Below are 13,059 nucleotides of genomic sequence, written 5' to 3'. Positions count from 1 at the left end.
TCGCTGGAATTCCATATCGTCATGCAGGGCTGCCTTCAGCAACAGGCTTGCCACTTCCGCGTCCTCCCGCAACGATTCGATCTCGCATGCGCTCAACGGGTTTGAAATTCGACAGGTAGCGCGCTTCAGACTCGGTGAGTTCGTCGTACCCGTAGCCGGTTGCCGCGACGAAGGAAGGTTCGAGATCGCCATGTTTATTCCTCAAACTGTCGAGTGTGACTGGGGTAATCGCCAAGTCGGCACTGTACCGCTTGCCACTCAAGGCCACGGCGGCAATCGGCCTGCCACCGTGCGCTTTCAAGTAACTGGATAAAGCCGCAAATGTGCCACCTTGAGTGAGCGTGTCGTCCAGCATCAAATAAGTCTGGCCAAGTACGACAGGGCCACTGAAAACAGGAGATGAAAATAGCCGCTCCAATCCTGACAAGGCCGTCCGCATCGGCTTGTTGGCCTGAACGATGCGGGTTTCCGTCTGCAGCCCCAACCGAAACGCCAGCAACTCTGCAGCAGCCAGGGGAATCTTGTTGCGCCCCGAGACCTCCTCCGAAATTACCGGCAACACGAGCGGCCTCAAGCGTCCGAGAACGGCACCTATCTGAGCCATGAAATCATCAGTCAACATCGCCTTGGCGACTTTCAAGGAGGAGACAACGTCGCCACCTTTGGCAGCAGCGTAATCGGGATGACTATTCATGGCTCCCAGCGTGCTGGCAATCAACACACGCTTTGTCATCTCATGCTCCTTGCGCCCGTCTCTTAATGCTTGACGCTCAATGTTTATACTGAATCACCACTTCTGGCACCGACTCGTACACGGGCCGCTGCAAACCAGAGTCACCAGAGTGAAGACAGCGGAACGTCACTTCGACCGTGCTACCAGGCACGGGTAAGGAGCGCTCGGAAGTGATGTTCGTCACAAAAATCTCTCGACGCATCGACCAACACTGCTTCCCAGCCTCATTCAAGGCGATTTTACGCGCACCAGACTCGCCGCCCCGCACCGGCGACGCGTGAACTGACACCGTATACGTGTCTGGTCCAAGCTGGAAAACACCACGGGATTGTGCACAGCCAGCCAGTACGGCAACGCCTGTCGCGAGCATGAGCGCGGGACAACGATTTTTCATCACGAACATCCCAACCCAAAACAAAAAACAGCAACGCAGCAACCTGCGAGAACTAAGCCAAAAACTGAATCGCCATCAAGATCAAACCAAACAGCGAAGCTGCGATCGCCCACAGGTTCACCCAAAGACTGGTGCTCAGCAACATACGCGCCAGCGCTGACAAAAAGCTCGCAGCAATAAATCCGAGCAGCGCTTGCCACCAAGGAAGCTGCAGAACGCCGTATATCCCCCAGGCCAGCAGGCCAATTCCGCAAGGTACGGTCAGTACCATGAATATGAGTTGAAACTGTGGACGATAGTTATCACGTTCGAGCAAAAACTGTCGGCCACAATCCACCACGAATATCAGGCAGGTCAACACCGAAAAAAAGTAAAGAAATCCCATTCATACACCTATAGCGCGAATTTCGACTTAAAAATAGAGACCACAACAAGCACCCACCTGTCTGGTCACGCTCATCCTATTTGCAGGTTCTATTTTTTCCCAACAAATAAGAACAAAATAAACTACGTTAATCGTAGTATATCAATCAACCAAAAACAACGAATCTCGTAGCTCACTATGTCGAGCTACGGATGCCCCAGATCAAAGACCCTTCTTTTTTGTGTTTGCGCCTCAAAACAGCGCGCAAGGCTGCGGGCCTGTCGCAGAAGCAGCTGGGGATCAACATCGGCCTGGATGAGTTTGTCGCTAGCACGCGAATCAACCGCTATGAAGTCGGCGTCCATGAACCTGACCTCGGGACTATGCGACGAATCGCCAAGGTCCTTAGCACGCCACTACCATTTTTCTATACAGACGACGACATCATGGCGGATATGATCCTTGCGTTTGCCGGTCTGGATAACGACCAAAAAAATATCCTCTTAGCACAGGCTAAAGCTGCTACTTCTTCGTAAAACCTTTGAGGCTGGGTGGCAAGGCTATTTTTCGCCATCGTCGTTATCCTCTTCTTCGTCCTCATACTCCCCGCCATAATCATCGGGACACAGGAACCTCTCAACGCGATCGTTATCTTCGCTGAGCGCGTCAACAAGCAACCAGCTTCGTAAATGCTCAATCACCGCGTCCTGATCCACCGTAGCCTGTTTCGGATCATCCTCGTCGGCGTAATCTCGTGCAGCCATTCGAATCCCGTATCTGTCTGCACCATCGCACCAGCACGGCTGGCGCACTCTAGCGACTCCAGCAATCCGCACAAAAAGCCGTCTATCCTTTCTTCGTAGGCGCCCCCGTACAAAGCCCTCTCCCCCTGCCTCTGTACGCAGATTTCTTCCCAGACATTGTCCAGCGGCGAGTCGTCACCAGACAGCATGTAATTCCCGTCCAACTGCCGCAAGGACCGTTTAGCACGCAGGACGACCAGCTTTTCAAGCCGGGAAGCCCACTGCCTGGTGATGTATTTCTCGACCCTCACACCCGCTTCCTCACTATCCAAAGCCAAACAACCGATGTTGATCTCTACGCTGTATCGTTCAGCGTCACTCATCAACGCGATCAATGCAGCGGAAGGCTACGGTATTCACCGTGAAATCACCACAAAATTCGTAGGGGAAATTTTTGCGTAGGGTCTTTTAGACCTGCCTAAATTTATACATTACGATGCGTGGCAACCTGGTTCCACCAGGCAGCCTTACAAGGAATACGTATGTGGTCTTTCTCGAAAAAAAAGCGCCCGGTAGACACATCTTCCGGCACAGCCTCTCGGCCCGCTCTCCCCACCTTCACGCAATTGATCGACTATGGTGATCTGACGTATCTGCACGTCAATGATGACGAACTAAGGTTCTGGCTGCCAGAGACCTGCAAGACCGCGCTAGACGAAACCCGCAAAGCCCATGAAATGACCATGGCCTGCTGGCTTCGGGAGTATTTTGTTGCCTATACTTTCGGGGAGCATGAACTGATGAGGATGAGGACGCTGCAAACAGGGCTGTATCAAACCTCTGGCGTTCGCTACAGCGTCGCACCCCAACCAGTGGTGCCTTATCAAGTTCTCCGTGGCTTGGGCAAGAATCTTTGCGCAATCAAACTGTACTTACCCACACGACTGAAAAGAGAGCTGGTAGAACTGGCTGACCATGCCGCCATGGAACTATCCCCCTTCATTCGCATGCTGCTGATCTCCCGCCTACTTGGTCACCAAGCCTGGCGTAGCCTCCAAGGCCCTGGAGTTCAACAGCATATCGTGGCAATCGCCACCATGTGGGAACGAGGAGAACTGGAAACGGAAACCGTCGAAAGTGATCGCTCGTCACCGCCAACAGGCCATATCATCAACGCCCGATAATCCGGCCAGACACGCATACGCCCGGGACGCGTCATCAGACGACCTGCCATGTCTCGCCAAAAGTGTTTACAAACTGCTTACACAGACCCAGAAAAGCAAAAGGCCAACCCCGAAGGATTGGCCTAAGTGCTTGAAAATATTGGTGGGTCCTGCGGGATTCGAACCCGCGACCAACGGATTAAAAGTCCGCTGCTCTACCGGCTGAGCTAAAGACCCTTTAACTGCTGGGCTTCACCAAAAATATAGAAATGGTGAAGAAAGTGATTATGACGCAAATAATGCTGTGTGTCAAAAAAACGCTGAAAAAAAGAGCGCCGGTTATGGCGCCCTTTTTTCCTGCCCCAGGCCATGCTCAGCAGCACCTGAACCAGGCCTTGCGGACAAGCCAAGCTTGCCCAAGCAAGCTGACCTTAACGGGCTCGCGAGATGCGTACTTCCGCGCCGCGGCGTTTAACTTCCAGGCCTTGCGAGGGCAGGATGCGCAGGCCTTCCAGGCCCTTGATGTAGCTCGACCCCTGCATTTGCATGACACGGATTTTGTTGCGCATGACGACAGGGTTGTTGACCGGCATTCCGAACATCCACACTTCGTCCAGCAGACGGGCGGAGTTGAATTCCCCGGTGTGCAAGGTTGCCGGCCCCAAACAGAGCATGTGGCCTTCACGGCCAAATACCGGGTATTGGTCCAAGCCGCATTCCATGGTCAGGACGGTGCCGCCTTCATAGCGCCAGCCGGTGTTCAGATCCCACCAGGCTTCGCCTTCAGGCAGGTAGATGGTCTGTGTTTTGCCCGGTTCGAGGATGGGCGCGACCAGCAGCGCAGGACCCAGAAGATATTGGGTCTGCCATTGCTGGGCACGTTCATCATTCGGGAAAGACAAAGCCATGGAGCGCTGCACCGGCAGCCCGGTACGCGCCGCATCTTCGATGGCACCCAGCACGTAGGGGATGAGCCGGTAACGCCAGCGCATCCAGACCTGCGCCGCCGCTTCAACCTCTTCGCCGAATTGCCAGGGCAACAGCCCTTGCACACCCTGGAAGATGAAATTGCCGGAGAAGGTCAGCGCCGTGAGCCAGCGCACATAGAGCTCCGGCGTCACAGCGTCCAGCGGCGCGCGGACGTTGCCCAGCGCGTGCATTTGCAAGGGCACGGCACTGCCACCCAGCGCCAGCGCCGTGCGCAGGCTGAAAGCCAAGCCGGCCCAGTTATTGGGCACTTCGGGCGCCGCCTGCCAAGGCAGGCGCTGCGCCGCCGGGAACAGGTCGGTGCCTGGCGCCACGCCTTCAGGCGGAATTTTGTGACCGGCAACCGCATCAAACAGGGAACGGCGCGCCAGCAGCGGGTACAGCGTGCGCAAAGCTGCGCCGCTGTCATCACCACGCGAGACCAGACCGTCTTCCAGGTGGGCGGGCACGCTGCAATAAGGCGCTTCCAGACCGTCCTGAAACAGTTGATGATGACGGTCACGCCATTGAGCGTAAACGTCCTTGTTGGTCAGATCCAGCAGGGCATAGGCTTGCCCGCCAGTCGCAGCAACCCCGGGGAAGACCTTGGCATCGCCAGACTCTTCGGCCAGCAGCCAGCCGCGGTCTTCCAGCTCCGTGAAGGCTTCGGATCCCGCCAGCACGCCAGGAAAAACGCTGGCGCTGACATGCAGGTCACGCTGTTTGAAAAGCGCCAAGGCCTGCTTGGGATCGGGGAAGCGCTGCGCATCCCATTCCAGATTGAGCTTGCCTTCGCGCACCAGACACGCTGCCGGTTCAGGCAGTTGCACGACATCCAGGCCCATGCCGTGCTCACGGAACGCTGCCGCGAGTTCGGCGGCTTCGGTCACGGACAGGGTGTCCGGCGTTTGCAGCCAGGTACCCATGGCCCACAGGCTGGGCTGGCCTGCACGGCCCGTCAGCTGTGTGTATTGGTTAAGTATTTCACTCGGCTCACCAGCGAACAGGAACAGGTCCAGCACGCCGTTGTCGATGCCGATACGATAGTCATCGGGGAATTCGCTGTCGCCGACCGCGTGCACAACGCGTTCGGCGCTATTGATATACACCCCCCAGCCGCGCACGCTCCAGGCCAGCGGCAGCGCACGGTGAGACGGATCATCGGACACGATGGTTTCACCGCGGCGATCCAGGTCGCCTGCGGTTTCACCCAGACCATATACGGCCTCACCGGCTTCCAGCCCGAAGGCCAGCGCCCAGTACGGCTCATCTTCGCCGGCAGCGCCATGCCAGCTGCCTTGCTGCGCGGAATCCGCGCTCAGCAGAACACGGTCGCCACGGCGCAGCACCAGCCGCCACGGGTGGTGAGCCACTTCCAGCTCGACCTCGCCTTGCTGCAGGCGCCAAATACCGGCATCGCTGTCGGTCTGGACTTCCATTTCACCAACAGCTTCCTCGCGCGCCAGCAGCATTTCCGCGACGGCGCGCGCACGCTGGGTACGAGGTTTATCGCTGGCGATCTTTTCCTGCGGCCCGGCACGCAGACGAAAAACGCCTGGCGCATGCGGCTCGATCACCAGCACATGCCCCGCCCCCGCATCGAATTCGATGCGGTTGGCGGAGGACTGACTGGTTTCGAGATGATCCAGTTGTATCGTATGGACGGAGTCGTACGTTGACGGCACTGAGCATCCCCCGGCCACGCGCAAACGGCCAGACGCTGCTTCCCGGGAGGGATTCCGCGCGCCCGACCATTCGCCCGAAGGCCTAAATAGCTTCAAAAGTCACTATTCTGACGGATTTGCGCGGCGAAATAAACTCACCTCGATATTTTCGAACTAAAATCCTGGCCTTTTTTCAGTCCGGCTAGCGCTTTTTTCGTCCTGTCCTCCCAGGAAAAGCCCATTATCTCCGGCACTAAGCGTGATCGGCCCACGCGTCACGCCCCTCATTCACAAAAGATACAATTAGTTACTTTCAATGAGGCGATAAAGCCGTTTTCCTGCCTTTCCCCCGCAGTGCCTCCCCTCCACCATGTCTCTTCTGCTCCCGGCACGCCCTGGCCGCTTGAGACATGGCCGTTGTTGCCCTGGCCAAATAGAAAGACCGCCTATTCAGGGTTTGACGATTTCCAGCAAATCCCTTTCCAAGGGCAAGGGCTCGCCTTCCAGAGTGGCTGCCAGCACATCGCCAGCCAGCGCCGCCCATGAAAATCCGCGCGAACCGAAGGCTGTCGCAACCCAGGCATCGGGCAATTGCGGCAAAGGGCCGAATACCGGCAAGCGTCCCGGCACGACTGCCCGCCAACCTGACCAATCCCCGCCCCACCAGGCCTCCGTGCCATTGGCCCTGCCCAGGGCGGCATCCGCCAGCATGGCCGGCATTTTTTCAGCCATGGCGCAGCGCCTGGCCTGGGTATCCCAAGCCTCCCCCCCTTCTTCATAGGTACTGCCGACTACACAGCGGCCAGCCAATGCAGGCAGCAAATAGCCCTCGGCCCCCAGTACGCAGGCCGGCCCCCCATGCAGCCGCGCGGCGGGCCAACTGGCGATCGCGCCGCCTGTCGCTTGCAGCGCGGCCAGGCGGGGCACTTCGCGCCCATCCAAGCCCGCCTGCTGCAACAATGGCCACGAAGCGCCCGCCCCTGCCATCACCAGCACCGCCCCTTCCGCCAATATCTGCCCGTCATGCCCCAGTGCCTGCCAGCCTGCCGCGCCATGCCGCAAACCCGCCACGCTGGCCTGAATATGGGTGACGCCCGGCGTGCGCAGCAAAGCGCCCAGCAGTTCCGGGGGCTTGACCAGCATGCCGGAAGAAAAATACACGCCGCCCTGGCTCAAACTCAGACCCGCATGCTGGCTGGCCTCGTCTCGATCCATCCAACGCACCCAGCTTGACGGAAAAGCCAGTTCAGCCAGCGCTTCCCTGGGATCGCCAGCCCGCCCGTCGGGCCGCTGCATTTGCAGCGCTCCGCAGCGCAACGGCGCGGCATCGCCAGCCAGCCCGGACCAGCGGGCCCAGCTGCGCAGATTCCCGGCACGCGCCAGGCGGGCACGCGGATTGTCATCCCGGGCAATCAAGGGCACGGAAGCGGCAGCTGCGTGCCCTTGATGCACCCCGCCCGCCCGCACCGGCGCCGGGTCCACGACCACTGCCTGCCAGCCGCGCAGCGTCAGGGCTTGCGCCATGCCGGCGCCCGCCGGGCCGCCGCCAATAATCAGAGCCGTGCGCGGCCCCGGATACGCCTGCGGCAACACGGCCTTGCCAGGGGTGCGCAAAGCGCGCCGTACCCCTGCCACCATATGCCGTTTGCCATTCAGCCCCGGCCAGCGTTCGACCAGAAAGCCCGCATCTTCCATGGCCCGGCGGACATGCCCGGCGCTGCACCAGGTCGCCAGCGTCGCATCTGGCGCCGCCATGCGCGCCAGCCGGCGGAACAAGTGCGCAGACCACATTTCCGGGTTACGCGCAGGCGCAAAGCCATCAAAGAAATAGGCATCCACCCGCGCTTCCAGCCTGGGCGCCAATGTCAGCGCCTCGCCGAAGCCCAGCGTCAAGGTCAGTGCCCCACCCTCGAACTCCAGGCGATGCAATCCCGGCAGAGGTTCTGGCCATTGCGCCAGCAAGGTATCGGCCAGGGCCCTCAGTTCCAGCGCCAAACTGGCGCGCCACATGCTTGCCAAGCCTGCACGCGTGAAAGGATGGGCTTCGAGCGATACGACATGCAAACGCCGGCAGCGCTCCGGGTCTGCGCGCCATGCCTGCCACAGCGCCAGAAAATTGCCCCCCAGCCCAAACCCGGTTTCGCACACGACAAAGCGCTCACGCCCGGCCCAGCGCTGCGGCAGGCGGTTGCCCGACAGAAAGACATGCCGCGCCTGGGCCAGCGACCCTTGCGCTGCGTGATAGATATCGCCATAGTCGGTGCTATAGGGCAGACCTGAGGAATCCAGGTCTGGCTGCGCCGGCTTTAATGCTTGATACGAAGAAGACATGTAAAAGAGATAGACTTCCGCATGGAATAATGAATATTACTGCCAGCCACTGCGCCGGCCGCCTTTCCTGGATGAGCGAAGCATGAAGACCTCCTTTCCCGACCTGCCGGATCTCCTCTCGCTGCGCGCCCTGAGCGAAGCCATAGATACTGCCGTCAGCGCCGCGCACGCAGGCGCAGCGATCCTGCAGGCCTACTCGCACCGCCGCAGCGATCTGGTCATCGACCATAAAGCCCAGAACGATCTGGTATCGCAAGCCGACCGCGAAGCCGAAGCGGCCATTATCAGCGTGCTGCGCGAGCGTACCCCCGATTTCGGTATCGTGGCCGAAGAAACCGGCGGCCGCCCGGAAGGCACGGCCACCTGGTGCATAGACCCGCTGGATGGCACGACCAATTATCTGCACGGCATTCCCCACTACGCCGTTTCCATTGCCCTGATCGCCCATAGCGACACCGCCACCGGCACCCAGGAAAATCCTATTGTTGCCGTCGTTTATGACCCCAACCGCGAAGAGCTGTTCACCGCCGTGCAAGGGATAGGCGCCTGGCTCAATGGGCGGCGCATCAATGTCTCGCGCTCTCCTTCCCTGGATCAGTCGGTGCTGGCCACTGGCTTTCCGTTCCGCGATTTTTCCTTCGAAGCGCAGTACATGCCCATGCTGCACGACGCCATCCACACCACACGCGGCATCCGCCGCATCGGCGCAGCCGCGCTGGACCTGGCCTGGACGGCTTGCGGCCGTTTCGATGGTTACTGGGAGATGGGCCTGGCCCCCTGGGACGTCGCTGCCGGTACCTTGCTGGTGCGCGAGGCAGGCGGGCTGGCAAACGATATGTACGGCCAAGAGCCCTGGGCCCGCAGCGGCAATATCGTTGCCGGCAACAAGGCCGTCGCCGGCAGCCTGCAAGCACTCATTGCGCCTCACCTTGACCACGCCAAGCCGGCATCCGGCCCTGGCGCTTACCACCAGGTTCAGCCATGAACATCATTCCCGAGCTGCAAACCTGGCACGACGAATTCCGTGCCATCCGGCAAGATATCCATGCTCACCCGGAATTGAGCTACGAAGAAACGCGCACCTCGGCATTGATCCAGTCCTTGCTACAGCAGTGGGGCGTGGAAACCACCAGCGGCCTGGCCGCTACCGGCGTGGTCGGCACCATCCGCGGCAAACTCGGCAATAGCACGCGGGCCATCGGCCTGCGCGCGGATATCGACGCGCTGCCCATGCAGGAAGCCAATAGCTTCGCCCATGCCAGCAGCCACCCTGGCCGTATGCACGCCTGCGGCCATGACGGCCATACCACCATGTTGCTTGCGGCCACGCGCTATCTGGCGCACACCCGCAATTTCGACGGCGTCGTCCATGTCATCTTCCAGCCGGCGGAAGAAGGCGGCGCCGGCGCGCGCCGCATGATCGAAGACGGCCTGTTCGAGCGTTTCCCGGTCGAAGCCGTCTTCGGCATGCACAACTGGCCCGGCCTGCCTGCCGGTGAATTCGGCCTGTGCGCCGGGCCCATTATGGCCTCCTGTGCCGAGTTCCAGATACATATCGACGGCAAGGGCACCCACGCCGCCATGCCGCATCTGGGGGTAGATCCCATCATGCCGGCCGTGCAAATTGCCCAGGCGCTGCAAACCATCATCTCGCGCAACCGCAATCCGCTGGATACCGCCGTGCTCAGCATTACGCAGATTCACACAGGCAGCGCCGACAACATCATTCCCACGCATGCCATGATCAGCGGTACTGTGCGCACCTATGCCGATAGCATGACGGATATGGTGGAGCAACGCATGCAGGCCATCACCCAGCAGATCGCAGCCGCTTTCGGCTGCGCTGGCCGGCTGAAATTTCACCGCACCTACCCGGCCACGATCAACGACGCGGCGGAAACCGCCTTCTGCGCTCAGGCGCTCAAGAGCGTCGCGGGGGCAGCCAGCGTGAATGACGCGGTACGCCCCTCCATGGCCTCTGAAGATTTTGCCTATATGCTGCGGGCGCGCCCGGGCTGTTACTTCTGGCTCGGCGCGGGCGACGGCAGCCACCGCAGCGACGGTCACGGCGAAGGCCCCTGCCTGTTGCACAACGACAGCTATGATTTCAATGATGATCTCATCCCCGTCGGGGCGTCGGCCTGGGTCGCGCTGGCGCAACAGCGGCTGACGCCCGCCGCTGCCGGCTGACGCCTGCCCGTCACTCAAGACTGTCACACCTGCAGGAATCACGGTTCCTCTCGCCCCTGAACGCCCATGGGGGCTATCATCATGGTTTTCCCGCAAGGCTGCCACTTCCTGCAGGCAAATAGGATAGCGGCGCCTGCCATGGCGTGACCATACTGGCCAGGCTAATCGCGGGCGCGAATCACGGGCGCATGCCGCGCGCCCTGTCCCAGGCCTTGGGACGGCGCGGACGGCCTATGCCCCTTGCCGCCCAAGCGCCATTTTTTCAAACGAGTCGAGAAGGATCTCTGGCATCATGAGCATTACCCCCTCCCAGCAACCGGCAGCCCCCAACCCTGGCGTGGAAACGCTGCCCGACTGGCCTGAAGGCAAGCACGCCACGCTGCGCGTCGTCCCCATGCCGGCAGACGCCAATTACCATGGCGACGTCTTCGGCGGCTGGATCATGTCCCATATCGACGTGGCGGGCGCGATTGTCGCGGCGCAACTGGCGCAGGGACGGGTCGGAACCGTGGCCGTGAACGCCATGCAGTTCCGCCAGCCTGTGGGGGTCGGCGACCTGCTTGCCTTCTATGCCGAGATCACTCGTATCGGCAGCACTTCCGTGACGGTATGCGTCGATGTTTTCGCACAACGGCGTCTCATCGGCGATATCGTCAAGGTCACGGAAGCGACGTTAACCTATGTCGCCATGGACGAAGCTGGCAAAAAGCGCAAGCTGCCCACGGCCTGAACCCGCGTAGCAGGAACCCTCTTAATGACGACAGCCCCCAGTATGCCCCCCGCGCCGCGCCGCCTGGATCCGGAGGATGCACAGCTTGCCCTGCGCCAGGTACAGGACTTGTTGCGCCGGCAGCAGCTGGTGTCCGAACTGGCCCACCGCCAATATGCGGAGAATGACCGGGCCGGCTTGATGGAAAATCTGCTGCATCGGCAGCATGATGCGGAAATCAAGCAGCTGGTTGATGAGCTGCATCCGGCTGATATCGCCTTCATCCTCGAATCCTTGCCCAAGGATGAACGCCAGATCATCTGGAGCCTGGTGGACCACAGCCACGACGCTGACGTGCTGCTGGAAGTGGACGACTGGGTACGAGAATCGCTGATCGAAGCGATGGACCGCCAGGACCTCGTGGCGGCGACCAGCGACATGGACGCCGACGAACTGGCGGACATTGCTCCCGACCTGCCGCCGGATGTCGTTGCTGAAGTCCAGAAGGGCCTGACCGATGAAGAGCGCGCCCGCCTGCTGACCGCCATGGGCTACCCCGAGGACAGCGTCGGGGCGATCATGGACTTCGAAATGGTGCGCGTGCGCGAGGACGTCACGCTGGAGGTCGTCCTGCGCTACCTGCGCCGCCTGGGGGAACTGCCGGATCACACCGATCAAATCTTCGTCGTTGACCGCCAGGACAGACTGCAAGGCACGCTGCCGCTCACCCGGCTGCTGGTTTCAGAACCCGAGACCGATGTGCGCGACGTCATGAGCCCAGATTTCCTCGCGCTCAGCCCGACCGATTCCGATGCCGAAGCGGCCGGCGCCTTTGAACGCTATGACTTGGTATCGGCCCCGGTGACGGATGACCAGGGCAGGCTCATTGGCCGCGTCACCATCGCAGATGTCGTGGACGTCATCCGCGAAGACTCCGATGAACAGGCTTTGTCACGCGCCGGGATGCAGGAAGAAGATATCTTCGCGCCCATGCGCGCCGCCATGCGCAACCGCGCCCCATGGCTGCTTCTGAACCTCTGTACCGCCGCCATCGCTTCCATCGTGGCCTCGCGCTTTGAAGACACTGTCAGCCATATCGTCATTCTGGCCTTCCTGATGTCCATCGTCGCCGGGATCGGCGGCAATTCGGGCAATCAGACCATGACCATGATCATCCGGGCGCTGGCGGTCGGGCGCGTCACGCCTGACAACGTCTGGCGGCTCATCAAGAAAGAACTCAGCGTCACCCTGCTTGTCGGCCTGTGCGGCAGCCTGGTCGCCGGCGGCTTCGCCTGGTTCATTTCCGGTGAAATTTCCATTGCCCTGGTGATGATGGGCGCCATGGTCTGCAATATGCTCGTCGGCGCCGGCGTCGGCGTCCTCGTTCCCATGGTCCGCGCCCGCTTCGGCAAAGACCCTGCCCTGGGGTCTTCCGTGCTCCTGACCTTCGCGACCGATAGCCTGGGCTTTTTCATCTTTCTGGGCCTGGCGACTATTTTCCTGGTCTGACAGCAGACAATCCTGCCAGGGCTGCCCTGCCCTGGCAGACTCGCTCGCCAGGCCTTAACGAAATACCTCTCCCTCGGTCGCGGCATCCAGCACTTGCTCTGCCCACTGTTCCAGCTTGAGCGCATCGGCGCCTGCCAGGCACCGCTGGCTTTCCGCCGACACCTCCCCGAACTTACGCGTCAGCATACGCCGCAAAACCTCGCGCAAGCCCGTTTCCCGGCCTGATGTCACCCCCGCCTCATGCCCCTTCTGGCGGGCATCTTCCAGGCCTAGCCAATAGTCGGTGACGGCCA

The 13,059-nt window shown here is 60.6% G+C and carries 12 protein-coding genes and 1 tRNA gene; 6 read left to right on the top strand and 7 right to left on the bottom strand.

Annotation, left to right across the window (positions count from 1 at the left end; genetic code table 11):
- Nucleotides 1-19 precede the first annotated feature (19 nt).
- Complete coding sequence (locus ACTJGZ_RS00780; RefSeq protein ID WP_441661053.1) at nucleotides 20-733, bottom strand: phosphoribosyltransferase; 714 nt, start codon at nucleotides 731-733, stop codon at nucleotides 20-22.
- Between the two features lie 446 nt (nucleotides 734-1,179).
- On the bottom strand, nucleotides 1,180-1,512 hold the full coding sequence (locus tag ACTJGZ_RS00775) for a hypothetical protein (protein ID WP_441661052.1): 333 nt from the start codon (nucleotides 1,510-1,512) through the stop codon (nucleotides 1,180-1,182).
- Between the two features lie 191 nt (nucleotides 1,513-1,703).
- Here ACTJGZ_RS00775 and ACTJGZ_RS00770 point away from each other — a divergent pair, with 191 nt between their 5' ends.
- On the top strand, nucleotides 1,704-2,027 hold the full coding sequence (locus ACTJGZ_RS00770) for a helix-turn-helix domain-containing protein (RefSeq protein WP_441661051.1): 324 nt from the start codon (nucleotides 1,704-1,706) through the stop codon (nucleotides 2,025-2,027).
- 24 nt (nucleotides 2,028-2,051) lie between these two features.
- Here ACTJGZ_RS00770 and ACTJGZ_RS00765 read toward each other — a convergent pair whose 3' ends face one another.
- Entirely contained in the window at nucleotides 2,052-2,255 is a 204-nt protein-coding gene (locus tag ACTJGZ_RS00765; protein ID WP_441661050.1) for a hypothetical protein, read from the bottom strand.
- Between the two features lie 521 nt (nucleotides 2,256-2,776).
- Between ACTJGZ_RS00765 and ACTJGZ_RS00760 the strand changes: the two genes are divergently transcribed.
- Nucleotides 2,777-3,418, top strand: coding sequence for a hypothetical protein (locus ACTJGZ_RS00760; RefSeq protein WP_441661049.1), 642 nt, complete (start codon nucleotides 2,777-2,779; stop codon nucleotides 3,416-3,418).
- 140 nt (nucleotides 3,419-3,558) lie between these two features.
- Here the strand turns inward: ACTJGZ_RS00760 and ACTJGZ_RS00755 are convergent.
- The 3 genes from ACTJGZ_RS00755 to mnmD all read right to left on the bottom strand — a co-directional run bounded on the left by ACTJGZ_RS00755 (nucleotide 3,559) and on the right by mnmD (nucleotide 8,358).
- Nucleotides 3,559-3,634: transfer RNA gene (locus tag ACTJGZ_RS00755), tRNA-Lys, on the bottom strand.
- Nucleotides 3,635-3,828: 194 nt separating this feature from the next.
- Nucleotides 3,829-6,048 carry a glycoside hydrolase family 31 protein gene (locus tag ACTJGZ_RS00750; protein WP_441661048.1) on the bottom strand — a complete coding sequence of 740 codons (2,220 nt, stop codon included), beginning with the start codon at nucleotides 6,046-6,048 and terminating at the stop codon, nucleotides 3,829-3,831.
- Between the two features lie 429 nt (nucleotides 6,049-6,477).
- Nucleotides 6,478-8,358 (bottom strand): tRNA (5-methylaminomethyl-2-thiouridine)(34)-methyltransferase MnmD, encoded by a 1,881-nt coding sequence (gene mnmD, locus ACTJGZ_RS00745; protein ID WP_441661047.1) that lies wholly within the window; start codon nucleotides 8,356-8,358, stop codon nucleotides 6,478-6,480.
- A gap of 82 nt (nucleotides 8,359-8,440) precedes the next feature.
- Between mnmD and ACTJGZ_RS00740 the strand changes: the two genes are divergently transcribed.
- The 4 genes from ACTJGZ_RS00740 to mgtE all read left to right on the top strand — a co-directional run bounded on the left by ACTJGZ_RS00740 (nucleotide 8,441) and on the right by mgtE (nucleotide 12,766).
- A complete protein-coding gene (locus tag ACTJGZ_RS00740; protein ID WP_441661046.1) occupies nucleotides 8,441-9,343 on the top strand; it encodes an inositol monophosphatase family protein in 903 nt (300 codons plus the stop codon).
- Nucleotides 9,340-10,548, top strand: coding sequence for a M20 aminoacylase family protein (locus tag ACTJGZ_RS00735; RefSeq protein WP_441661045.1), 1,209 nt, complete (start codon nucleotides 9,340-9,342; stop codon nucleotides 10,546-10,548). The genes ACTJGZ_RS00740 and ACTJGZ_RS00735 overlap by 4 nt, the downstream gene beginning before the upstream one ends.
- A 292-nt stretch (nucleotides 10,549-10,840) precedes the next feature.
- Nucleotides 10,841-11,278 carry an acyl-CoA thioesterase gene (locus ACTJGZ_RS00730; RefSeq protein ID WP_127775107.1) on the top strand — a complete coding sequence of 146 codons (438 nt, stop codon included), beginning with the start codon at nucleotides 10,841-10,843 and terminating at the stop codon, nucleotides 11,276-11,278.
- Between the two features lie 24 nt (nucleotides 11,279-11,302).
- Nucleotides 11,303-12,766 (top strand): magnesium transporter, encoded by a 1,464-nt coding sequence (gene mgtE / locus ACTJGZ_RS00725; RefSeq protein ID WP_441661044.1) that lies wholly within the window; start codon nucleotides 11,303-11,305, stop codon nucleotides 12,764-12,766.
- Between the two features lie 54 nt (nucleotides 12,767-12,820).
- On the opposite strand, the gene ACTJGZ_RS00720 is transcribed toward mgtE, so the two are convergent.
- Nucleotides 12,821-13,059: DUF4351 domain-containing protein (locus ACTJGZ_RS00720; RefSeq protein WP_441661043.1), on the bottom strand; the 239-nt coding region annotated here is incomplete at its 5' end.

It is taken from the genome of Kerstersia sp., assembly GCF_052103615.1.
Classification (GTDB): domain Bacteria; phylum Pseudomonadota; class Gammaproteobacteria; order Burkholderiales; family Burkholderiaceae_B; genus Kerstersia.
The sequence above is the reverse complement of the archived record's forward strand: the minus strand, read 5'-3'. Positions and strand labels throughout refer to the sequence as shown.